This window comes from Enterobacter sp. WCHEn045836 (assembly GCF_003965585.1).
Taxonomy (GTDB): Bacteria; Pseudomonadota; Gammaproteobacteria; order Enterobacterales; family Enterobacteriaceae; genus Enterobacter; species Enterobacter dissolvens.
Genome location: NZ_RXPT01000001.1, coordinates 1 through 21630, shown reverse-complemented (window position 1 = coordinate 21630; position 21630 = coordinate 1). Strand labels below are relative to the sequence as shown.

General features: G+C 53.9%; 23 protein-coding genes, 1 tRNA gene and 1 other annotated feature. Of the genes, 11 read left to right on the top strand and 13 right to left on the bottom strand.

The annotated features are described in order from the left end of the window. Positions 1-7: 7 nt before the first annotated feature. Positions 8-1174 carry a UDP-glucose 6-dehydrogenase gene (gene ugd, locus EKN38_RS00120; protein ID WP_014832601.1) on the top strand — a complete coding sequence of 389 codons (1167 nt, stop codon included), beginning with the start codon at positions 8-10 and terminating at the stop codon, positions 1172-1174. A gap of 51 nt (positions 1175-1225) precedes the next feature. On the opposite strand, the gene EKN38_RS00115 is transcribed toward ugd, so the two are convergent. Beyond that, positions 1226-2230 carry an NAD-dependent epimerase gene (locus EKN38_RS00115; RefSeq protein ID WP_014832600.1) on the bottom strand — a complete coding sequence of 335 codons (1005 nt, stop codon included), beginning with the start codon at positions 2228-2230 and terminating at the stop codon, positions 1226-1228. Positions 2231-2422: 192 nt separating this feature from the next. On the opposite strand from EKN38_RS00115, the gene wzzB reads away from it, so the two are divergent. Then, positions 2423-3403 carry an LPS O-antigen chain length determinant protein WzzB gene (gene wzzB / locus EKN38_RS00110; protein ID WP_014832599.1) on the top strand — a complete coding sequence of 327 codons (981 nt, stop codon included), beginning with the start codon at positions 2423-2425 and terminating at the stop codon, positions 3401-3403. A gap of 39 nt (positions 3404-3442) precedes the next feature. Here the strand turns inward: wzzB and hisIE are convergent, their stop codons facing one another. The 9 genes from hisIE to hisL all read right to left on the bottom strand — a co-directional run bounded on the left by hisIE (position 3443) and on the right by hisL (position 10649). Beyond that, the gene (gene hisIE, locus EKN38_RS00105; protein ID WP_126521523.1) at positions 3443-4054 is read right to left on the bottom strand and encodes a bifunctional phosphoribosyl-AMP cyclohydrolase/phosphoribosyl-ATP diphosphatase HisIE; all 612 of its coding nucleotides are present in this window, start codon (positions 4052-4054) and stop codon (positions 3443-3445) included. Continuing rightward, a complete protein-coding gene (gene hisF, locus EKN38_RS00100; RefSeq protein ID WP_014832597.1) occupies positions 4048-4824 on the bottom strand; it encodes an imidazole glycerol phosphate synthase subunit HisF in 777 nt (258 codons plus the stop codon). The genes hisIE and hisF overlap by 7 nt, the downstream gene beginning before the upstream one ends. Further along, a complete protein-coding gene (gene hisA / locus EKN38_RS00095; RefSeq protein ID WP_014832596.1) occupies positions 4806-5543 on the bottom strand; it encodes a 1-(5-phosphoribosyl)-5-[(5-phosphoribosylamino)methylideneamino]imidazole-4-carboxamide isomerase in 738 nt (245 codons plus the stop codon). The genes hisF and hisA overlap by 19 nt, the downstream gene beginning before the upstream one ends. After that, positions 5543-6133 (bottom strand): imidazole glycerol phosphate synthase subunit HisH, encoded by a 591-nt coding sequence (gene hisH, locus EKN38_RS00090; protein ID WP_014832595.1) that lies wholly within the window; start codon positions 6131-6133, stop codon positions 5543-5545. The genes hisA and hisH overlap by 1 nt, the downstream gene beginning before the upstream one ends. Next, positions 6133-7200 (bottom strand): bifunctional histidinol-phosphatase/imidazoleglycerol-phosphate dehydratase HisB, encoded by a 1068-nt coding sequence (gene hisB, locus EKN38_RS00085; RefSeq protein ID WP_014832594.1) that lies wholly within the window; start codon positions 7198-7200, stop codon positions 6133-6135. The genes hisH and hisB overlap by 1 nt, the downstream gene beginning before the upstream one ends. Beyond that, positions 7197-8258: a histidinol-phosphate transaminase gene (hisC, locus tag EKN38_RS00080; RefSeq protein WP_014832593.1), complete on the bottom strand. Its 1062-nt coding sequence runs from the start codon at positions 8256-8258 to the stop codon at positions 7197-7199. Before hisC ends, hisB begins: the two co-directional genes overlap by 4 nt. Further along, the gene (gene hisD, locus EKN38_RS00075; protein WP_014832592.1) at positions 8255-9559 is read right to left on the bottom strand and encodes a histidinol dehydrogenase; all 1305 of its coding nucleotides are present in this window, start codon (positions 9557-9559) and stop codon (positions 8255-8257) included. Before hisD ends, hisC begins: the two co-directional genes overlap by 4 nt. A gap of 5 nt (positions 9560-9564) precedes the next feature. After that, positions 9565-10464, bottom strand: coding sequence for an ATP phosphoribosyltransferase (gene hisG, locus EKN38_RS00070; protein ID WP_000886595.1), 900 nt, complete (start codon positions 10462-10464; stop codon positions 9565-9567). Between the two features lie 35 nt (positions 10465-10499). Further along, positions 10500-10623 (bottom strand) — a sequence feature (His leader region). Continuing rightward, positions 10599-10649, bottom strand: coding sequence for a his operon leader peptide (gene hisL, locus EKN38_RS00065; protein WP_001364200.1), 51 nt, complete (start codon positions 10647-10649; stop codon positions 10599-10601). It overlaps the preceding feature by 25 nt. 177 nt (positions 10650-10826) lie before the next feature. Between hisL and EKN38_RS00060 the strand changes: the two genes are divergently transcribed. The 4 genes from EKN38_RS00060 (at position 10827) to plaP (ending at position 14250) form a co-directional block, all read left to right on the top strand. Beyond that, positions 10827-11651 (top strand): SDR family oxidoreductase, encoded by an 825-nt coding sequence (locus EKN38_RS00060; RefSeq protein WP_126521521.1) that lies wholly within the window; start codon positions 10827-10829, stop codon positions 11649-11651. A 41-nt stretch (positions 11652-11692) separates the two neighbouring features. Then, positions 11693-12622 carry a LysR substrate-binding domain-containing protein gene (locus EKN38_RS00055; RefSeq protein ID WP_014832590.1) on the top strand — a complete coding sequence of 310 codons (930 nt, stop codon included), beginning with the start codon at positions 11693-11695 and terminating at the stop codon, positions 12620-12622. Positions 12623-12839: 217 nt separating this feature from the next. Further along, entirely contained in the window at positions 12840-12902 is a 63-nt protein-coding gene (gene yoeI / locus EKN38_RS00050) for a membrane protein YoeI (RefSeq protein ID WP_099458931.1), read from the top strand. Continuing rightward, positions 12892-14250 carry a putrescine/proton symporter PlaP gene (plaP, locus tag EKN38_RS00045; protein ID WP_014832589.1) on the top strand — a complete coding sequence of 453 codons (1359 nt, stop codon included), beginning with the start codon at positions 12892-12894 and terminating at the stop codon, positions 14248-14250. The genes yoeI and plaP overlap by 11 nt, the downstream gene beginning before the upstream one ends. 120 nt (positions 14251-14370) lie before the next feature. Here the strand turns inward: plaP and sbcB are convergent, their stop codons facing one another. Further along, positions 14371-15807, bottom strand: coding sequence for an exodeoxyribonuclease I (sbcB, locus tag EKN38_RS00040; protein ID WP_371335831.1), 1437 nt, complete (start codon positions 15805-15807; stop codon positions 14371-14373). Between the two features lie 198 nt (positions 15808-16005). Here sbcB and dacD point away from each other — a divergent pair, with 198 nt between their 5' ends. The 4 genes from dacD (at position 16006) to EKN38_RS00020 (ending at position 19419) form a co-directional block, all read left to right on the top strand. After that, complete coding sequence (gene dacD, locus EKN38_RS00035) at positions 16006-17172, top strand: serine-type D-Ala-D-Ala carboxypeptidase DacD (RefSeq protein WP_014832587.1); 1167 nt, start codon at positions 16006-16008, stop codon at positions 17170-17172. Positions 17173-17290: 118 nt separating this feature from the next. Next, positions 17291-17764 carry a DNA gyrase inhibitor SbmC gene (gene sbmC, locus EKN38_RS00030; RefSeq protein ID WP_014832586.1) on the top strand — a complete coding sequence of 158 codons (474 nt, stop codon included), beginning with the start codon at positions 17291-17293 and terminating at the stop codon, positions 17762-17764. Positions 17765-17856: 92 nt separating this feature from the next. Next, positions 17857-18915, top strand: coding sequence for an FUSC family protein (locus EKN38_RS00025; RefSeq protein ID WP_014832585.1), 1059 nt, complete (start codon positions 17857-17859; stop codon positions 18913-18915). A 168-nt stretch (positions 18916-19083) separates the two neighbouring features. Then, on the top strand, positions 19084-19419 hold the full coding sequence (locus tag EKN38_RS00020; RefSeq protein ID WP_010432067.1) for a DUF496 family protein: 336 nt from the start codon (positions 19084-19086) through the stop codon (positions 19417-19419). A gap of 49 nt (positions 19420-19468) precedes the next feature. On the opposite strand, the gene EKN38_RS00015 is transcribed toward EKN38_RS00020, so the two are convergent. Both EKN38_RS00015 and EKN38_RS00010 read right to left on the bottom strand, forming a co-directional pair. Next, entirely contained in the window at positions 19469-19801 is a 333-nt protein-coding gene (locus EKN38_RS00015; RefSeq protein WP_014832584.1) for a gamma-glutamylcyclotransferase family protein, read from the bottom strand. Positions 19802-19856: 55 nt separating this feature from the next. Continuing rightward, a tRNA-Asn gene (locus EKN38_RS00010) sits at positions 19857-19932 on the bottom strand. A gap of 161 nt (positions 19933-20093) precedes the next feature. Between EKN38_RS00010 and emmdR the strand changes: the two genes are divergently transcribed. After that, positions 20094-21548: a multidrug efflux MATE transporter EmmdR gene (emmdR, locus tag EKN38_RS00005; protein WP_014832583.1), complete on the top strand. Its 1455-nt coding sequence runs from the start codon at positions 20094-20096 to the stop codon at positions 21546-21548. The last annotated feature ends 82 nt before the right edge of the window (positions 21549-21630 follow it).

Here is a 21630-nt window from a genome sequence, read left to right as displayed (position 1 = left end):
TGATCGAATGAAAATAACTATCTCCGGAACGGGCTATGTCGGGCTTTCAAACGGCATCCTGATTGCACAAAACCATGAAGTGGTTGCACTGGATATCGTGCAGGCCAAAGTGGACATGCTTAACCAGAAGAAGTCTCCAATTGTCGACAAAGAAATCCAGGAGTATCTGGCAAATAAGCCGCTGAATTTCCGTGCAACGACTGATAAAGAAGATGCCTATCGTAATGCGGATTTTGTCATCATTGCGACCCCTACTGATTACGACCCCAAGACTAACTACTTCAATACCTCAACGGTTGAAGCAGTAATCAAGGACGTTATCGCAATAAACCCAAATGCGGTGATGATTATCAAGTCAACCATTCCGGTAGGTTTCACTAAATCCATCAAAGAAGAGTTAGGCATCGATAATATCTTCTTCTCGCCAGAGTTCCTGCGCGAGGGCAGGGCGTTATACGATAACCTGCATCCTTCCCGTATCGTGATTGGTGAGCGTTCTGAGCGCGCGGAACGTTTTGCCGCGCTGCTGCAGGAAGGCGCCATCAAGAAAGATATTCCGGTACTGTTTACCGACTCCACAGAAGCGGAGGCGATTAAGCTTTTCGCCAATACCTACCTGGCAATGCGTGTCGCTTACTTCAACGAACTGGACAGCTATGCAGAGAGCCTGGGGTTGAACACCCGCCAGATCATCGAAGGTGTTTGTCTCGATCCGCGCATCGGTAACCACTATAACAACCCCTCATTTGGCTACGGTGGTTACTGCCTGCCAAAAGATACCAAGCAGCTGCTGGCCAACTATCAGGCTGTGCCAAACAACCTGATTTCAGCCATTGTGGATGCCAACCGTACGCGTAAGGATTTCATTTCTGATTCCATCCTGGCGCGTCAGCCGAAAGTGGTGGGCGTGTATCGTTTGATCATGAAGAGCGGTTCCGATAACTTCCGCGCCTCGTCCATTCAGGGGATCATGAAGCGCATTAAAGCCAAGGGTGTTCAGGTCATTATTTATGAACCTGCAATGCAGGAAGATGAATTCTTCCATTCACGCGTGATTCGCGATCTGGATTCGTTCAAGCAGGAAGCGGACGTTATTATCTCTAACCGCATGGCGGAAGAGCTGGCGGATGTGGCGGATAAAGTGTATACCCGCGATCTGTTCGGTAGCGATTGATTATTTTAACGCGCGTAAAAAACCCGGCCATGTTGCCGGGTTTTTTTATTTTCAGACCTTGTAGAAAGCGCGATACCAGTCGACAAAGTTTTTCACCCCGTCTTTGACTGAAGTCTGCGGTTTAAAGCCAATAACGTCATACAACGCTTTCGTGTCCGCGCTGGTTTCCAGCACGTCACCCGGTTGAATCGGCATCATGTTTTTCTCTGCTTCTTTGCCGAGTGCTTCTTCCAGCGCCGTAATGTAATCCATAAGCTCGACCGGAGAGCTGTTACCTATGTTGTAAACGCGATAAGGCGCGGAGCTGGTCGCCGGGGAACCGGTCTCGACGGTCCAGTCTGCATCGGCCTGAGGAATGACATCCTGCAAACGAATAATGGCTTCAGCGATGTCATCAATGTAAGTGAAGTCACGCTTCATCTTGCCGTAGTTGTAAACATCGATGCTTTTGCCTTCTATCATTGCCTTTGTAAACTTGAACAGCGCCATGTCCGGACGTCCCCACGGGCCATACACGGTAAAGAAACGCAGGCCGGTGGTCGGCAGGTTATACAGATGGGAATAAGTATGCGACATCAGCTCGTTGGCTTTTTTGGTCGCCGCGTACAGTGACACCGGGTGGTCTACGGAGTCGTCAGTGGAGAACGGCATCTTGCGGTTCAGACCATAAACGGAGCTTGATGACGCATACAGCAGATGCTGAACGTTGTTATGGCGACACCCTTCCAGCACGTTAAGGTGACCGACCAGGTTAGCATCCGCATACGCGTGCGGATTTTCCAGCGAGTAACGCACACCTGCTTGTGCGGCCAGATGTATCACGCGATCAAACTTTTCGGTGGCAAACAGCGCTGCCATAGCTTCACGATCGGCTAACTCCATTTTGTGGAAGGTGAAATTCCCGGATTTCAGTAAATCCAGACGTGCCAGCTTGAGATTGACGTCATAATAGTCATTCAAATTATCAATTCCGACGACGTGATGCCCGGCATCCAGCAAGCGTTGGCTGACATGCGACCCGATAAAACCTGCCGCGCCCGTGACCAAAAATTTCATATCTTCCCTCATTATATTTCTATCTTGTCGATGCCTGAGGCATCAGAATTGCTATATGATAACGCGTTGACCGCGAGTTACATAACCCATCTTTCCGATATAACTCATCGGATTCTGATAGAAAAATCGCTGGCAACAGATACACTATGTAAACATCACTGTTTTTGCCCTTTTTCATCTGTTAGGGATTGTATGACGCAGAACAACAATACTCCGGTTAATAGCAGTAATGGTCCGGAGCAAATTGATTTAATTGATTTAGTGCTACAGCTGTGGCGTGGAAAGTGGGTAATTGGCGCTTTTGTTGCTGTTTCTATCATCATTGCGGGTATTTACATCACCGTTGCAAAAGAAAAATGGACCTCGTCGGCGATTATTTCCCAACCGGATGCGGCACAGATTGCCACATACGCGAATGCACTGAATATCCTTTACGGTAGTGCGGCACCTTCAATGCTGGATATCCAAAATCGGGTCATTGGCCGTTTCAATTCCTCATTTTCTGCTTTAGCCCAGGCGCTCGAAAACCAGGAAATGCCCGAAAAGCTGACCATTGATGCTACCGTCAAAGGGCAATCGCTGCCGTTAAGCGTAACCTATCAAGGAGAGTCAGCAGAAGCGGCACAGAAACAGCTTGCGCAGTACATCCAACAGGTGGATGAGCAAACGGCGAAGGAACTTGCTCTCGACCTCAAAGACAATATTAAGCAGCAGATCACCAGCCTGAACGACTCCCTTGAAAACCAGGAGAAAGTCGCTCAGGAGCAAAAAGATCTGCGTATTAAACAGATTTCTGAGGCGCTTAAGAACGCGGAAGCGGCGAAAATTACCACTCCGCAGATCCAGCAAACCCAGGATGTGACTCAGGAAACCATGTTCCTGCTGGGGAGCGAAGCGCTGAAATCAATGATTGATAACGAAGCGTCTCGTCCGCTGGTCTTCTCTGGCGCTTACTACCAGACTAAGCAAAACTTACTGGATATCGAGAAGTTGAACGTGAACCCGGATACCATCCATGTCTATCGTTACGTCATGAAGCCGGATCTTCCCGTCTATCGTGATAGCCCGAAAAAGGCCATCACGTTAATACTGGCAGTCTTGCTCGGTGGGATTATCGGTTCTGGTGTGGTTCTCGGCCGCAACGCGCTGCGTAACTACAAGCCAAAAGCCTGATTCGCAGACAAAAAAAGACCGGGTTTCCCCGGTCTTTTTTTATTTATGGCGCTTACGTAAGTTCTCAATCACCGCCGTTAAATCCAGCTCCTGATCCTGCAGCAGCACCAGCAGGTGATACATCAAATCAGACGCTTCGTTGGTCAGCTCTTCGCGGTCATGTACCGTCGCGGCCAGCGCGGTCTCAACGCCTTCTTCACCCACCTTCTGCGCAATACGCTTGGTGCCGCTTGCATACAGCTTCGCCGTATACGAGCTGGAAGGATCTGCCGTTTTACGCTCAGCCAGTAACTGCTCCAGTTGATACAGGAATAGCCATTGGTGGCTAGCCTCTCCGAAGCAGCTGCTGGTACCTTTATGGCAGGTCGGACCGATGGGATTAGCCAGAACCAGCAGAGTATCGTTATCGCAATCCGGCGTAATGCTAACCACATTCAGGAAGTGGCCTGAGGTTTCCCCTTTGGTCCACAGGCGCTGTTTCGTGCGCGAGTAAAAGGTCACTTTGCCGCTGTCGACCGTTTTTGCCAGCGCCTCCTGGTTCATGTATCCCAGCATCAGCACTTCACCGGAAACGGCATGCTGGACAACCACGGGCAGTAATCCGTCAGTTTTATCCCAGTCCAGCTGCGCCTGTTGTTGCTCTGTTAACATACCCTGATCTCCACGCCCTGGTCGGCCAGGTACGTTTTTAACTCACCAATATTGATAATCTGTTTGTGGAACACGGACGCCGCCAGCGCACCGTCAACGTTCGTATCGCGGAAGGCTTCCAGGAAGTGTTCCATAGTGCCCGCGCCGCCGGAGGCGATCAGCGGTACGTGACAAACCTCACGCACTTTTTTCAGCTGTTCCAGATCGTATCCGTTACGTACGCCGTCCTGGTTCATCATGTTCAGTACGATTTCGCCCGCGCCACGTTTCTGGACTTCCTGAACCCAGTCCAGCGTCTCCCATTGGGTCACGCGGGTACGGCTTTCGTCGCCAGTATACTGGTTGACGTGATACTTGCCGGTGGCTGCGTCATACCAGGTGTCGATACCGACAACAATACACTGCACGCCAAAGCGATCGGCCAGACGGGTTATCAGTTCCGGGTCAGCCAGCGCAGGGGAGTTAATAGAAATTTTGTCGGCACCGAAGGAGAGGATTTTCGCCGCATCTTCTGCAGACTTAATCCCGCCCGCCACACAGAACGGAATATCAATCACTTCTGCGACGCGCGCGACCCAGCTTTTGTCTACCACGCGGCCATCGCTGGAGGCGGTGATATCGTAAAATACCAGTTCGTCTGCGCCTTCATCGGCATACCGTTTCGCCAGCGGGACGATGTCGCCGATGATCTCGTGGTTGCGGAACTGCACGCCTTTTACGACCTGGCCGTCACGTACGTCCAGGCAAGGGATTATCCGTTTTGCCAGCATTGAATCGCCTCCGTCACAGTAAATTTTCCTTCCAGCAGGGCCCGGCCCACAATCACACCCTTGACGCCGGTACCGCGCAGCGCCGCCACATCGCCGATATCACCAATTCCGCCCGAAGACTGGAAGGCTACCTGCGGATAACGCGCGCAGACCTCTTCATACAGCGAGACGTTAGAGCCCGCCAGTGTGCCGTCGCGGGAGATATCGGTGCACAGCACGTGCTTCAGGCCAACGGGCAGATACATATCGACCAGTTCTTCCAGCGTCACGCCGGAGTTTTCCTGCCAGCCGCTGACCGCCACCTGCTTATTGCCCTGTTCGTCGATGCGGACATCCAGGGCAAGCACCAGCGCGTCAGAACCAAAGCGGCGGAACCAGCTTTTCACCGTGTCGGGGTCTTTGACCGCCGTCGAGCCGACCACCACGCGCGCCACGCCGGCGTCCAGCAGGGCCGCAACGTCATCTTCCGTGCGCACACCGCCACCAACCTGTACGGGGACATCCACGCCCGCCACCAGTTTTTTTAACAGTGGGATCTGGCGTTTTGCCGGATCTTTCGCGCCCGTTAAATCCACCAGGTGCAACACCTGCGCACCCTGAGCGGCATAATCCTGCAGGCGCGGTAGCGGATCGTTACCGTAGTCGCGCTGCTGGCCGTAATCACCCTGATGAAGACGAACAACCGTGCCGTCAATTAAGTCTAAAGCGGGAATAATCATCACATCTCCAGGAAGTTTTTCAGCAGCTGAGCGCCTGCGGCACCCGAACGTTCCGGGTGAAACTGCACGCCAAAGAAGTTATCTTTCTGCACTGCTGCGGTAAACGCCTCGCCATAATTGCACTGGGCGATGGTGTAGGGATTCACCGGCATGGCGTAGCTGTGCACGAAGTAGAAGTAAGCGCCATCCTCAATGCCGCGAAACAGTCTGTCACCCGCTTTCGCATAAACGCGGTTCCAGCCCATGTGCGGCAGTGGTAAACCGTGATCGGCCATTTTTGGCACGTCTTCCTCAATAATACCCAGCAGATCGACACCGTTGCTCTCTTCACTACGACGGCCGAGCAGCTGCATCCCCAGGCAAATCCCGAGCACTGGCTGGGTACAGGCTTTGATGAGATCGACCAGTTCACGCTCGTGGATCTGATCCATCGCCGCCTGCGCGGTGCCTACACCAGGCAGGAAGAGTTTGTCGGCGCGCAGCACTACGTCCGGGTCACGGCTCACCACCGGCTCGTAGCCGTGGCGCGCAATGGCCGATTTCACGGAGTTCAGGTTGGCGCATCCGGTATCCAGAATCACCACATTCATTACAGCACTCCTTTTGATGAGGGCAGGGCGTCACCTTCCACACGAATTGCCTGGCGCAGGGTACGGCCAAAGGCCTTGAACAGGCTCTCCACTCGGTGGTGGTCGTTCTTGCCTTTGGTCTTCAGATGCAGCGTCAGGCCCATGGTGTAGGACAATGAACGGAAGAAGTGCTCCACCATTTCGGTGCTGAGATCGCCCACGCGCTGATAGGTGAAATCGGCTTTATATTCCAGGTGCGGACGACCAGAGATATCCATCGCACAGCGCGCCAGGCACTCATCCATGGGCAGAACAAACCCAAAACGGTTGATGCCACGTTTGTCGCCCAGGGCCAGCTTCAGTGCTTCGCCCAGCGCCAGACCGGTGTCTTCAACGGTGTGGTGATCGTCAATGTAGAGATCGCCTTTTACCGTAATCTCCATGCGAAAGCCGCCGTGGGTGGCAATCTGATCCAGCATATGGTCGAAGAAACCCACCCCAGTGTGGATCTTGCTGCCGCCTTCGCGATCCAGCCACACCTTCACGTCAATCTGTGTCTCTTTGGTGTTGCGTTCTACGTGCGAGTAGCGGTCACGTTTGGTGAGCTGCTCGCCAATCTTCGCCCAGTTGAGATCGTCGCGGTTGTAGCGCAGCCCGGCGATGCCCATGTTTTCGGCAAGCGTAATGTCGGTGGCGCGATCGCCAATGACATAGCTGTTGGCTTTATCCAGGACATCTTCCTGCATATAGCGTTCTACCAGTTTCACCTTCGGCTTGCGGCAGTCGCACGCATCGGCAGGCAGGTGTGGGCAAATCAGCACCTCATCAAATACCACCCCCTGAGAGGTGAGTACCTGCATCATCAGATTATGTGGGCCGTCAAAGTCGGCCTGCGGGAAGCTGTCGGTACCCAGTCCGTCCTGGTTGGTGATCATCACCAGCTTGTATCCGGCTTTCTGCAGTTTCAGCAGCACCGGGATCACGTCTGGTTCAAAAGCCAGTTTGTCGAAACGATCGACCTGAAAATCGGTTGGTGGCTCCGAAATCAGGGTGCCGTCTCGGTCGATAAAGAGGATCTTCTGGCTCATACTTTCTCCGCTTTCAGTGCGTCAATCACGCGCTGGCTCTCTGCACGGGTACCTACGGTAATACGCAGGCAGCCGCTCAGAGAAGGTTGTTTATTTTGATCACGTAAGATAATGCCCTGATCCCATAAAGATTTAAATACGGCACTGGAGGCAGTAAAGCGAACCAGGAGGTAGTTGGTTTCAGAGTCGAACACCTGCTCTACGCAAGGGATCGCTTTCAGGGCGGTCACCAGGTACTGTCGCTCTTCCAGGATTTGCGCTACACGCTCACGCATTGCATTGATCCCTTGCGGGGTCAGGGCCTGAGCGGCAATGTCAGCCACGGGAGTAGAAAGCGGGTACGGGGCGATAACTTTCAGCAGCAGGTCGATCACCTCTTTATTGGCCAGCGTAAACCCGCAGCGCAGACCTGCGAGCGCAAAGGCTTTCGACAGCGTACGCAGCACCACCAGGTGTGGGTACTCTTCCAGCCAGCCGGCCAGCGTCGCCTGAGGGCAGAATTCAATATAGGCTTCGTCGGCGACCACCAGTGCTTTGCCGCGGGTCATCTCCAGCAGGGTACGGATATCCTGAGGGTTGATAATCTGCCCGGTCGGGTTGTTGGGGCTACAGACAAAGACCACCTTCACGCCGTCCAGATTGTCGGCAATTCCCTGCAGGTCCAGCTGCCAGTTCTCCAGGGAGAGCACGTTACGGCACGCCACGCCAAAGGTTTCCGCGCTGACGCTGTACATGCCGTAGGTAGGCTGGCAGAACATCACCGCATCTTTACCCGGCTCGCAGAACGCACGGATCAACAGCTCAATACCTTCATCCGCGCCGCGGCTGACCAGCACCTGCTCCGGCTTCACGCCTGCATATTGCGCATAGTTTTCAATGACTGCTTTTGGCTGGCACTCCGGATAACGGTTCAGCGTCTGCTGTGACAGCTCAAACTGTACCGCTGTCGGGAATTCGTTGGCGTTCAGCCAGACATCACCGTTGCCGCCCAGGCGACGAGCAGACTGATAAGGCGTCAGTCGACGGACATTTTCCCGCGCTAATTCTTCAATGTTCATGCTTGCTCCTTCAGGGCTGCAACACGCAGCGTAACGGCGTTTTTGTGAGCGGTCAGGCGTTCGGCGGCGGCCAGCGTCTCGATGGTGGACGCCAGCGAGGCAAATCCTTCGCGGGACAACTCCTGCACGGTCATGCGTTTCTGGAAATCGGCCAGGCCCAGGCTGGAACAGGTCGAGGTGTAACCATATGTCGGCAGAACGTGGTTGGTGCCGGAGGCGTAGTCGCCAGCGGACTCCGGGGACCAGTCGCCGAGGAAAACAGACCCTGCGCTGGTGATACTGTCGACCAGGTCGCGCGCGTTGCGGGTCTGAATAATCAGGTGCTCCGGGCCGTACTGGTTGGAGATAGCGATGCACTGGTCCAGATCGCGCGCCACAATCAGGCGGCTGGCGGATAGCGCCTGGCGTGCCGTGTCGGCGCGCGGCAGGTCGGCAAGCTGACGCTCTACGGCTTCACCCACGCGTTTAGCCATATCGGCATCTGGCGTCAATAAAATCACCTGCGAATCCGGGCCGTGTTCCGCCTGGGATAACAGATCAGACGCCACAAAATCCGGCGTGGCGCCGCTGTCGGCAATCACTAGCACTTCAGACGGCCCCGCGGGCATATCAATGGCCGCGCCGTCAATACGCTGGCTGACCTGGCGCTTGGCTTCGGTGACAAAGGCGTTGCCCGGGCCAAAAATTTTGTCGACCTTCGGAACAGATTCAGTGCCAAACGCGAGGGCAGAAATCGCCTGCGCACCACCGACTTTAAACACGTCCTGCACACCGCAGAGTTTTGCAGCATACAGAATTTCATCGGCAATCGGCGGTGGGGAGCAGAGCACCACTTTCTGACAACCGGCGATACGCGCCGGGGTGGCCAACATTAATACGGTTGAGAACAGCGGGGCGGAGCCGCCAGGGATGTAGAGACCCACCGAGGCGACCGGACGGGTCACCTGCTGGCATCGCACACCCGGCAGCGTTTCCACATCGACGGTCTGTAATTTCTGCGCGACGTGGAAGGTCTCGATGTTTTTCACCGCGACGGCCATTGCCTGTTTGATGTCATAACCCAGACGATTGCTGGCATCAATGATTTCCTGTTCGGTAACCTTTAAGGCGTCAACTTCCGTTTTATCAAACTTTGCGCTGTATTCCCGCAGCGCGTCGTCGCCGCGGGTTTTGACGTTATTGAGGATCTCCGTCACGGTACGGGTGATGCTTTCGGAGGCGCTGATGGCCGGGCGCATTAACAACTCGCGCTGCTGTTCGTCAGTACACTCATTCCAGGTGATGATCGTGTTAAAGCTCATGGCCGTTACTCCATCATCTTCTCAATTGGCAGCACCAGAATAGAGCTGGCGCCCAGTGCCTTCAGTTTTTCCATGGTTTCCCAGAACAGCGTTTCGCTACTCACCATGTGCATCGCCACACGCTGCTGATCGCCTGCCAGTGGCAGGATGGTAGGGCGCTCAGCGCCTGGCAGCAGGGCAATCACTTCGTCCAGACGTTCGGTTGGTGCATGCATCATGATGTACTTGGATTCACGCGCCTGAATCACACCCTGAATACGGGTCAGCAGTTTGTCGATCAGCTGCTGTTTGGCATCGGCCATCTCGCCGTCACGCTGGATCAGGCACGCTTTGGAGCGGTAAATGACTTCCACTTCGCGCAGGCCGTTCGCTTCCAGGGTAGCACCGGTGGAGACGAGGTCGCAGATGGCGTCTGCCAGACCCGCGCGCGGCGCGACTTCGACAGAACCGTTCAGCAGACAGGATTTAAACTGCACGCCTTTCTGATCCAGATAGCGTTTTAACAGGTGAGGATAGGAGGTCGCGATACGTTTGCCGTTCAGCGCGGCCGGGCCGTCCCAGGCTTCATCAACCGGTGTCGCCAGCGACAGGCGGCAGCCACCGAAGTCCAGGCGACGCAGGGTAAAATAGCGCGGATCTTCACCCTGAGCGCGACGGGTCAGGAGCTCTTCTTCCAGCACGTTTTCACCGATGATGCCAAGGTCAACGACACCGTCCATCACCAGTCCCGGGATATCGTCATCACGCACGCGCAGAATGTCGATGGGCATGTTTTCAGCCAGAGCAATCAGGCGCTGGGTGTGCAGGTTGATTTTAATCCCGCAGCGGGCCAGCAGTTCGCGTGAATCATCACTCAAACGGCCTGATTTTTGAATAGCTATGCGTAAACGTGAGTTATCTAACATTCTGTGTTCCTCATTAACCTGTCTGAATTTGGTCCAAAAAAAAGCCCCCGGAAGAAGATCTTCCGGGGGCTTTCTCATGCGTTCATGCACCACTGGAAGATCCAAACGTCTTCCAGCACACATCGCCTGAAAGACTAGTCAGGATGATGGTGATGATGGTGGTGTTTAAATTGAACGCGTGTCATATAAATATTCTCGATGAATGCTTATTCATTTGATGTCTTTTAACCTAAACCAGTTGTATGACAGATTGCAAGGGCTTTTTTTGATCATTAATTCATTTCATATTGACGCTATGAATTGTGTGTTCTGCCGGGCTGGCGTAGCCTTAAGACAGACGAGTGAGAGTCAGGAGAATTCGCATGAAAAAGGTCGCGATTGTCGGTTTAGGGTGGCTGGGAATGCCGCTGGCGATGTCATTAGCCGCGAAAGGCTGGCAAGTGACCGGGAGCAAAACCACGGCGGACGGGGTAGAGGCGGCGCGCATGTGCGGTATTGATGGCGTCGAACTGCGTCTTGAACCTGAGCTGGTGTGTGATGCTGACGATCTGGACACGCTGATGAATGTGGATGCGCTGGTCATTACGCTTCCCGCGCGACGCAGCGGTCCGGGCGAATCATTTTATCTGCAGGCGATGCAGGAGATTGTCGACAGCGCGCTGGCGCACCATGTACCGCGTATAATCTTTACCAGCTCAACATCGGTCTATGGCGATGTGGAAGGGGTAGTGAAAGAGGGCACCGAGCGCCATCCTTTCACCGCGAGCGGCAAGGTGTTGAAAGAGCTGGAAGACTGGCTGCACAACCTGCCGGGTACGCAGGTCGATATCGTGCGTCTGGCGGGGCTGGTTGGCCCAGGGCGGCATCCGGGACGCTTTTTTGCCGGCAAGTCAGCCCCTGATGGGCAACATGTTGTCAATCTGGTGCATTTAGAGGACGTTATTGGCGCAATTGAGCTTCTCTTACAGGCTCCAAAGGGTGGGCACATCTATAATATATGTGCGCCCTCTCATCCTGCGCGTAGCACATTTTACCCGCTAATGGCGCGTCAGCTGGGCCTGGCGCCACCCGTTTTTGGTGACGCGAAGGACGGAAGTAAAGGCAAAATTGTTGATGGCAATCGCATTTGTCATGAGCTGGGGTTTGAGTATCAGTATCCCGATCCGCTGGTGATGCCCATGGCATAAGTCCCGCAGCGGAGACGATCGCACACCGGAAGGGGGCGAACATGAAACCGCTGCTGGATGTTCTTATTATTCTGGATGCACTGGAAAAAGAAGGCAGCTTTGCGGCTGCCTCGGCGAAGCTCTACAAAACCCCCTCAGCGCTGAGCTATACCGTTCATAAACTGGAAAGCGATCTGAATATCCAGATCCTCGATCGCTCCGGCCACCGGGCTCGCTTTACCCGCACCGGACAGATGCTGCTGGAAAAAGGGCGTGAAGTTTTGCACACCGTCCGCGAACTGGAAAAGCAGGCCATCAAACTTCATCAGGGCTGGGAAAATGAACTGGTGATTGGTGTTGACGATACCTTTCCGTTTTCTCTCCTGACGCCGCTGATTGAGGCGTTTTATCAGCGCCACAGCGTGACCCGGCTGATTTTCATTAATGGTGTGCTGGGCGGCTCCTGGGAGGCCCTGGTTCAGGGCAGGGCGGATATCATCGTCGGCGCATTACATGAACCTCCTCAGCTGAGCGATTTTGGATTTGCCCGCCTCGGGATACTGGAGCAAGTTTTCGCGGTCGCTCCACATCATCCGCTGGCCCGGGAGCCGGAGCCCATTAATCGGCGCATTATTAAAAGTTACCGCGCCATCGTGGTGGGCGACAGCTCACGCCCGGAATGCGCCGTCTCGTCGCAGTTGCTTGATGAGCAAGAGGCGATCACCGTTTTTGATTTTAAAACCAAGCTGGAATTGCAAATCAGTGGGCTGGGGTGTGGCTATTTGCCCCGCTACCTGGCACAGCGGTTCCTTGATAGCGGGGCGCTGGTTGAAAAACAGGTGCTGGCTCAAAGCAGTAACGAATCGGTGTGGGTTGGCTGGAATGAACAAACAGCGGGGTTAGCCAGCGCCTGGTGGCGGGACGAAATTTTAGCAAATAGTGCTATCGCTGCCGTCTACACGCAGAGTGGTGTCGAGAAATCAGCCAGTTAGCGCAGGAAAATTTACAATGCCTTTGTAAAGTATTGCGTTTTGTATCTGATGTGGGGCAAAATGCGCCGCAGCAACCAAATGAATAATCGACGATATAAAAGGCGTCGGTTATTTTTTTTTGCATGTATGAAACGAAACTAAAAACCAAGAGGCCGGGCTTCGTACCGGATAGATATTTACTAAAATCCGACAGTTGTTGTCGCTGAGGAAGAAAGAAATGGGGCAATTTTTCGCTTACGTGGCGGTTATCACCGTAAAGGAGAATAACTATGTCGCATAACGCAACTCCAAACACCTCTCGCGTGGAATTACGTAAAACACTTACGTTGATTCCGGTTGTTATGATGGGCCTTGCCTATATGCAACCAATGACGCTGTTCGATACATTCGGTATCGTATCAGGCCTCACAGACGGTCATGTGCCGACCGCGTACGCCTTCGCGCTGGTCGCGATCCTCTTTACCGCACTGAGCTACGGTAAACTGGTTCGTCGTTATCCGTCTGCCGGTTCTGCCTACACCTATGCCCAGAAATCCATCAGTCCTACCGTTGGCTTTATGGTGGGCTGGTCGTCGCTGCTCGACTATCTTTTCGCGCCGATGATCAACATTCTGCTGGCGAAAATTTACTTTGAAGCACTGGTGCCGTCGATCCCATCCTGGATGTTCGTCGTGGCGCTGGTGGCCTTTATGACGGCCTTTAACCTGCGCAGCATCAAATCTGTTGCCAACTTTAACTCCGTTATCGTTGTGCTTCAGGTTGTCCTGATTGCCGTGATCCTCGGTATGGTCATTTATGGCGTATTCCATGGTGAAGGCGCAGGCACCCTGGCGAGCAGCAAGCCGTTCTGGTCTGGTGATGCGCATGTGATCCCGATGATTACCGGGGCAACCATTCTGTGCTTCTCCTTTACCGGTTTTGACGGTATCAGCAACCTGTCTGAAGAAACCAAAGATGCAGAGCGTGTGATTCCGCGTGCTATCTTCCTGACGGCGCTGATTGGCGGTCTGATCTTTATCTTCTCGACCTATTTCCTGCAGCTGTACTTCCCGGATATCTCCCGTTTCAAGGATCCGGATGCCTCTCAGCCGGAAATTATGCTCTACGTGGCGGGTAAAGCATTCCAGGTTGGCGCGCTGATTTTCTCCACCATCACCGTACTGGCATCGGGTATGGCCGCGCACGCAGGCGTTGCGCGTCTGATGTACGTAATGGGTCGTGATGGCGTATTCCCGAAAAGCTTCTTCGGCTACGTGCATCCAACCTGGCGTACGCCGGCGATGAACATCATCCTGGTAGGTGCGATTGCGCTGCTGGCAATCAACTTTGACCTGGTGATGGCAACTGCGCTGATTAACTTCGGTGCGCTGGTGGCGTTCACCTTTGTTAACCTGTCGGTTATCTCTCAGTTCTGGATCCGTGAAAAGCGTAACAAAACCCTGAAAGATCACTTCCAGTATCTGTTCCTGCCGATGTGCGGTGCGCTGACCGTGGGTGCATTGTGGGTTAACCTGGAAGAGAGCTCAATGGTGCTTGGCCTGATTTGGGCGGGTATCGGTCTCGTTTATCTGGCCTGCGTCACGAAGAGCTTCCGTAACCCGGTACCTCAGTACGAAGACGTTGCGTAATACCGTGTCGGGTGGCGGCTACGCTTACCCGACCGACATAACCCGTAGGCCCGCGTAAGCGCAGCGCCACCGGGCAAAAAAACCGGAGACCATCGGCTCCGGTTTTTTTATCGCTGAATTTCAGACGATCTCTTGTACGTACTTGAACAGTGCTTTCAGTAGCGCCTGCTTCTCTTCATTCCCTTCGTATTGGCCGTACAGCATCTCCAGCTCCTGTGCATACCCGTGCAGATATTCCGGCGTAAACACATTACGCCGATGCTGCAGCCAGCGTTCCTGCTCAGCTTCATCCAGCGTGCCGGGATAGTTACGCGCGCGGTAGTTAAACATCAGCTTCTCAATGCGTTTATCCGCAAAGGTGATGTCCAGCGCGGGCAGGTTACGCGGTTCGGTCTGCAGCACGATGTTCATGGCAGCCCGGTCGGCATCGCTGAAGAAGCCGTTATACAGCTGCGCATCCACGTTTTCGGACGGCATGAATGGCTCGGCTTCGGCAAATATGGCGACGACTTTCTCACGCACCTGCGGATTTTCGCGCAGTACTTTAAGGTTATCCAGGCAGTGCTGACGGTTGATCCCGAGCCTGTCGGCATCCTCCGGGCGCAGCGTATTGGCCTGCGCCAATACCGGACATTTATTGATATGCACCAGTTTGACCGGCACCGCGGGCAGGTCTCCCAGCGCATCTTTCGGGGTATAGAGGCGCTCACGCAAGGTATCGCTGTCGAGCTCCAGCAGCGGGGAGATATCCCCGGCTAAATCCACCATGATGACCGCGTTACGGTTATCCGGGTGCCAGGCCAGCGGTGCCACCCAGCTTGTGTTGCCGCGCCAGGCACCAAACATGCCGGAGATATGCACCAGCGGTTTCATCTGCGGCACATCAATCAGCGTCATCAGTTTCTGTTTGCTGCGATGACTCAACAGATACTCAAACAGACGTGGTTGTGCGGTTTTGACCAGCTTCGCCATGGCAATGGTGGCATAGACGTCGGCCATCGCGTCGTGGGCATTACTGTGCTCAATGCCGTTGGCGCGCGTCAGGTGCTCCAGCCGGAAGCTTGGCAATCCGTCTTCGTTCTCCGGCCAGTTAATCCCCTCCGGACGCAGCGCATAGCAAGCGCGCATAATGTCGAGTAAATCCCAGCGCGAATTGCGGTTCTGCCAGCTCCAGGCGTAGGGATCGTAGAAGTTGCGGTAGAAGATGTTGCGCGTCACTTCATCATCGAAACGGATATTGTTGTACCCAACCACGCAGGTATGGGGAACGGTGAACAGATCGTGGATACGGCGGGCGAACTCTGCCTCGTTAACGCCTTTTTCCCGCGCTTCCTGGGGGGTTATCCCGGTGACCATGACCGCGCCGGGTTGCGGCAGGTAGTCATCGGCAGGTTTGCAGTAAAAAACCTCTGGCTCGCCAATGATATTGAATTCGTCGTCGGTACGGATGGCGGCAAACTGCGCCGGCCGATCCAGCGCCGGGTGGGTGCCGAAGGTTTCATAGTCGTGGAACAAAAAAGTCGGGCGTGCGGCAGAGTCAGACACCAGTAATACCATCCTGTTAAAAAGTGACACCACTATGGTAAACGATCGTGAGGAGCAGACCGAATAAAAAGCACCGTCATGCTGCAAATTTGCGAGCGTGCTTCAGGGCAAAACATGCTTCCTGTCACATTTTTTTGCAATTAAGCCAGGTAACGACAACAGAACTCCCGTAAAAAGGTCATCGATTTTTAATGACCTGAGGATATACCGTTGAAACGCCGTCTGTTTATTGCTGTTTCTTTACTCGCTTCGAGTGTCTCATCTGCTTTTGCGGCCGATCCGCTGGATTTTTCGCCGCAGCCCCCGGCCATTCAGGCCGGCTCCTGGGTACTGATGGATTACACTACGGGTCAAATCTTAACGGCGGGCAACGAACATCAACAACGCAATCCGGCGAGCCTTACCAAGCTGATGACCGGCTATGTTGTTGACCGTGCTATTGATAGCCACCGCATTTCGCCGGATGACATTGTGACCGTGGGGCGCGACGCGTGGGCAAAAGGTAACCCGGTATTTGACGGTTCGTCACTGATGTTCCTGAAAGAGGGTGACCGCGTTTCTGTGCGCGATCTCAGCCGCGGCCTGATTGTGGATTCCGGCAACGATGCCTGTGTGGCGCTGGCGGATCACGTGGCCGGTGGTCAGCCGCAGTTCGTAAAGATGATGAACGACTATGTGCAAAAGCTGAATCTGCGCGATACGCACTTTGAAACCGTTCATGGTCTGGATGCCCCGGGGCAGCACAGCTCTGCGTATGACCTGGCCGTGCTGTCCAGGGCCATCATCCACGGCGAGCCTGAGTTTTACCATATGTACAGCGAAAAGAGCCTGACCTGGAACGGGATCACGCAGCAAAACCGTAACGGCCTGCTGTGGGATAAGACCATGAACGTGGATGGCCTGAAAACGGGGCATACGTCGGGCGCAGGATTTAACCTGATTGCTTCCGCCGTGGACGGTCAGCGTCGCTTGATCGCTGTAGTGATGGGGGCAGACAGTCCGAAAGGGCGTGAGGATCAGGCCCGTAAACTGCTGCACTGGGGGCAACAGAATTTTGATACCGTGCAGATCCTGCATAACGGTAAAAAAGTGGGCACCGAGCGGATCTGGTACGGCGATAAAGAACAGGTGAACCTGGGCACCGACCAGGATTTCTGGCTGGCATTACCGAAAGCTGAAGTACCGAACATCAAGGCAAAATACGTGCTGGATAAAAAAGAGCTGGAAGCGCCGATTGCCGCGCATCAGCGGGTCGGCGAAATCCAGTTATACGACCGTGACAAGGTGGTCGCTCACTGGCCGCTGGTGACGCTTGAGCGTGTTGATAAAGGTGGCCTTTTCTCCCGTCTGAGTGATTATCTGCACCACAAAATCTAACCTTTTTGAGCAGACTGGCAGGGTTGCGAGTCTGCTCACATAATAAACACTCCCCGTTTGCCGATAATATAAATTCTGCTTTATAGTGTATAAATATACAGTAATAAACGGAGGCAGTATGGATTACAGCATCAGGCAGGAAAAGAAACGTAAGATTGCCGGTTTTCACCTGGTCGGGCCATGGGAACACACGGTAAAACAGGGCTTCGAACAGCTGGTCATGTGGGTCGATGGCCGTCACATTCAGCCACTGGAGTGGGTTGCGGTGTACTACGATAATCCGGACGAAGTCCCGGCAGAAAAACTGCGCTGCGATACGGCCGTTACGGTGCCGGACGATTTCGTGATCCCGGAAAATAGCGAAGGCGTCATGATGACGGAAATTGCTGCCGGAGATTACGCCGTCGCGAAAGCACGTGTTGAAAACTACGACTTCGCCACCCCGTGGTATCAGTTCTTTAATTCCCTCCTGCAGGACAATAAATACCAGATGGCGCTTAAACCGTGCTTCGAGCGCTATCTAAATGATGGCAACGCTGACGGATACTGGGACATCGAAATGTTTATCGCCGTAGAGAATAAAGCGAGATAGTCCTGTTAATCGTAGGGTTTTTCAGCCGGATGTGATCCGTCCGGCTGAAAACGCAGTACAATTGTGATTTGCCGTGTAGCTGGAGAGCGGGTGTGCGTCCCGACAAATCATTAACATCTTTCGAAATTCGGCTGTATAAACACTATCGCGTGGTCCACGGGTGCCGTATTGCGCTGGCATTCGTTCTGACGTTTGTGCTGGTCCGTTTGCTGGATGTTCCTGAAGGCACGTGGCCGCTGATCACGCTGGTGGTCGTCATGGGGCCAATCTCGTTTTGGGGGAACGTTGTCCCCCGCGCCTTCGAGCGCATTGGCGGTACGGTTTTAGGCTCAGCCCTTGGGCTGATTGCCCTGAAGCTGGAGCTGATTTCATTTCCGGTGATGCTGGCCTGGTGCGGTGTCGCAATGTTCCTCTGCGGCTGGCTGGCGCTGGGTAAAAAGCCCTATCAGGCACTGCTGATTGGTATCACCCTCGCCGTGGTGGTCGGCGCGCCAGCGGGTGATATGACCACGGCACTGTGGCGAAGCGGGGATGTTATTCTTGGTTCACTGCTGGCGATGCTTTTCACCGGTATCTGGCCGCAGCGCGCTTTCCTGCACTGGCGCATCCAGATGGCAAACTACGTCACTGCCTTTAACCGCGTCTACCAGGCCGGTTTTTCACCGAATCTGGTAGAACGTCCCCGGCTGGAGAAGCACCTCCAGCAGATCCTTAATGATGTGGTCAGAATGCGCGGTCTGATTACCCCGGCCAGCAAAGAGACCCATATCCAGAAATCGATTTTCGAAGCTATCCAGACCGTAAGCCGCAATCTGGTCTGCATGCTTGAGCTGCAAATCAACGCACACTGGGCCTCACGCCCCAGCCATCTCTTGATGCTGAACGCACAGACGCTGAAGGAGACGCAGCAGATGACGCAACAAACCCTGCTGACCATCGCTCATGCCCTTTATGAAGGTAACCCGCAACCTATCCTCGCGAACAGCGAGCGTCTGAATGAGATCGTTGCCGAACTGAAACAGCTGATCAACGAGCGTCAGAGCGACAACGTGGCGGAAACACCGATTCATGGCTACGTCTGGCTGAGCATGGAACTGGCGCGTCAGCTTGAGTTGCTGTCGCATCTTATTTGCCGGGCATTGCGCAAATAAAGAGCAGCTATCGCCATATGTGACGGCTGCTGCTTCGATTCAGCATCAATTGGGGTTATGATAGTTTTAAACGATATACTCATTGTCATTCGCAACCGCTGTCAGTAAGGTTACTGTTACAACGGTTGCTTTAACGAATCCGAATCTCACATTATCAGGGGTGTAAAAATGGAAACTACCAAGCCTTCGTTCCAGGATGTTCTGGAATTCGTCCGCCTGTTCCGCCGCAAAAACAAACTGCAGCGTGAAATCCAGGACGTTGAGAAGAAGATCCGTGACAACCAGAAACGTGTTCTGCTGCTGGATAACCTGAGCGACTACATCAAGCCAGGTATGAGCGTTGAAGCCATCCAGGGTATCATCGCCAGCATGAAGAGCGACTACGAAGACCGCGTTGATGATTACATCATCAAAAACGCTGAGCTGTCTAAAGAGCGTCGTGACATCTCCAAGAAGCTGAAAGTGATGGGCGAAATCAAAAACGCGGAAGCCAAAAGCGAATAATCGCTGCTGATTGCAAAAAAGGCTCTCTGGTGACAGAGAGCCTTTTTTATTACACAGAGCGCGGCTGTAGCTGGTAGATCCAGGCCTTAACCTGGTCACCTTCGGCGGTGGTCACCATGACCTCGACCCGATCGTAACCGTCTTCAAATTCATCCAGCATCGGCCAGTGTGCCTGGAGGTTGCTGGAGGTAAAGAGATAGCCTTCTACGCACGGACCATCGGCGTGCAGCACGATACCCGGAAAATCCGCCGCAGCACCCCAGCCACGCGCATAAAACGTCCCGGTGACAAAACCGGCCTGCCATTCGCCGCCGATGTTTTCGAGAATATGTGCATTTGAGTGACCCGGGCGTAACGTACCGTAGACAAACAAAGAGTCCATGTTTTCCTCACCAGAAAAGCAAAAAGCCCGCTTTAAAAGCGGGCTTTTTAGAATGTGGCTCCTCTGACTGGACTCGAACCAGTGACATACGGATTAACAGTCCGCCGTTCTACCGACTGAACTACAGAGGAATCGTTGTGGAGGCTTATCTTAGCGGCGAAAAAACTTTTGTCAAACCTGATCTTAGTGATTAGCGATCGATTGCCGATTCTGTCATCAGTTTGTTGCAAATCCAGACATCTTTTTATGGAAAATACTTTGCAGGATGAGCTTTTCTCCCCCATCATTTGAAATGGAGTTTCAACTTTTCTCGCTAAGGTCCATTTTGAACGTTACTGCCACTCTCCGCCAGGCGATTATGCGCACGCCATGGTATGCAAAACGTAAAAGTTATCGTGTTCTGTTCTGGCGTGAAATCACCCCGCTTGCCGTACCTATTTTTCTGGAGAATACCTGCGTTCTGCTGATGGGGGTGTTGAGCACCTTCCTGGTGAGCTGGCTGGGTAAAGAGGCGATGGCCGGGGTAGGGCTGGCGGACAGTTTTAACATGGTGGTGATGTCTTTCTTTGCCGCTATCGATCTTGGCACCACGGTGGTGGTGGCCTTTAGCCTGGGCAAGCTGGATCCGAAGCGTGCGCGCGAAGCCGCCCGGCAGTCGCTGATGATCATGACCATTTTTTCAATCATCCTGGCGGCGGTGATCCACTATTTCGGCAAAGAGATCATCGATTTTGTCGCGGGTGAAGCGACGAATGAAGTTAAGGATCTGGCGCTGACCTATCTGGAAATGACGGTCTTAAGCTATCCGGCCGCAGCCATCGCGCTGATTGGTAGCGGCGCGCTGCGCGGGGCAGGCAACACCAAAATCCCTTTGCTGATCAACGGCGGAATGAACATCCTGAATATCATGATCAGTAGTGTCCTGATCTACGGTGTTTTCTCCTGGGAGGGAATGGGATTTGTTGGCGCAGGCCTGGGGCTCACCATCTCCCGCTACATTGGTGCGGCAGCCATCCTCGGGGTGTTGATGGCGGGGATCACGCCATCGCTGCGCCTCACGTTAAAAAGTTACTTTCGACCCTTTAACTTCGCCATTATCTGGGAAGTGATGGGGATTGGTATTCCTGCCAGTATCGAGTCGGTACTGTTCAACGGCGGTAAACTGCTTACCCAGATGTTTGTTGCCGGTATGGGGACAGATGTGATTGCCGGTAACTTTATAGCCTTTTCCATCGCCTCCCTGATTAACCTGCCGGGCAACGCCCTCGGGTCGGCCTCCACCATTATCACCGGTAAACGACTCGGTAAAGGGCAGATAGGGCAGGCGGAGCGGCAGCTGCGCCATGTCTTCTGGCTGTCGACCATCGGTCTGACGCTCATTGCCTGGGGGAGTGCCCCCTTTGCCGGGCTGATGGCCTCGTTCTATACCCACGAAGACGATGTCAAAGAGGTCGTTAAGATCCTCATTTGGCTTAACGCGGCCTTTATGCCCATCTGGGCGGCCTCCTGGGTACTGCCGGCCGGGTTAAAAGGCGCACGCGATGCCCGCTTTGCGATGTGGGTATCCATGCTCGGTATGTGGGGTTGCCGTGTGGTAGCGGGTTATACGCTGGGGGTCATGCTCGGTATGGGGGTTGTCGGTGTCTGGCTGGGGATGTTCCTTGACTGGGCCGTGCGTGGGGCATTGTTCTACTGGCGGATGGTAAGTGGGCGCTGGCTCTGGAAATATCCGCGACACAATGCCTGACAAATGTGCGAAATGTTGAATAAATCGGCAAACGATCGGAAATCTGCATTCTGCCTTTGACAACACCGGGTAGCATCGATAA

Coding starts and splice junctions, on each gene's coding strand:
- ugd (WP_014832601.1), top strand. CDS start 8: ATGAAAATAACTATCTCCGGAACGGGCTATGTCGGGCTTTCAAACGGC.
- EKN38_RS00115 (WP_014832600.1), bottom strand. CDS start 2,230: ATGAAATTTTTGGTCACGGGCGCGGCAGGTTTTATCGGGTCGCATGTC.
- hisH (WP_014832595.1), bottom strand. CDS start 6,133: ATGAATGTGGTGATTCTGGATACCGGATGCGCCAACCTGAACTCCGTG.
- hisD (WP_014832592.1), bottom strand. CDS start 9,559: ATGAGCTTTAACACGATCATCACCTGGAATGAGTGTACTGACGAACAG.
- EKN38_RS00060 (WP_126521521.1), top strand. CDS start 10,827: ATGAAAAAGGTCGCGATTGTCGGTTTAGGGTGGCTGGGAATGCCGCTG.
- wzzB (WP_014832599.1), top strand. CDS start 2,423: ATGACGCAGAACAACAATACTCCGGTTAATAGCAGTAATGGTCCGGAG.
- emmdR (WP_014832583.1), top strand. CDS start 20,094: ATGGAGTTTCAACTTTTCTCGCTAAGGTCCATTTTGAACGTTACTGCC.
- sbcB (WP_371335831.1), bottom strand. CDS start 15,807: ATGGTATTACTGGTGTCTGACTCTGCCGCACGCCCGACTTTTTTGTTC.
- hisC (WP_014832593.1), bottom strand. CDS start 8,258: ATGAACATTGAAGAATTAGCGCGGGAAAATGTCCGTCGACTGACGCCT.
- hisA (WP_014832596.1), bottom strand. CDS start 5,543: ATGATTATTCCCGCTTTAGACTTAATTGACGGCACGGTTGTTCGTCTT.
- EKN38_RS00020 (WP_010432067.1), top strand. CDS start 19,084: ATGGAAACTACCAAGCCTTCGTTCCAGGATGTTCTGGAATTCGTCCGC.
- hisB (WP_014832594.1), bottom strand. CDS start 7,200: ATGAGCCAGAAGATCCTCTTTATCGACCGAGACGGCACCCTGATTTCG.
- EKN38_RS00015 (WP_014832584.1), bottom strand. CDS start 19,801: ATGGACTCTTTGTTTGTCTACGGTACGTTACGCCCGGGTCACTCAAAT.
- hisG (WP_000886595.1), bottom strand. CDS start 10,464: ATGTTAGATAACTCACGTTTACGCATAGCTATTCAAAAATCAGGCCGT.
- hisF (WP_014832597.1), bottom strand. CDS start 4,824: ATGCTGGCAAAACGGATAATCCCTTGCCTGGACGTACGTGACGGCCAG.
- hisIE (WP_126521523.1), bottom strand. CDS start 4,054: ATGTTAACAGAGCAACAACAGGCGCAGCTGGACTGGGATAAAACTGAC.
- plaP (WP_014832589.1), top strand. CDS start 12,892: ATGTCGCATAACGCAACTCCAAACACCTCTCGCGTGGAATTACGTAAA.
- EKN38_RS00055 (WP_014832590.1), top strand. CDS start 11,693: ATGAAACCGCTGCTGGATGTTCTTATTATTCTGGATGCACTGGAAAAA.
- sbmC (WP_014832586.1), top strand. CDS start 17,291: ATGGATTACAGCATCAGGCAGGAAAAGAAACGTAAGATTGCCGGTTTT.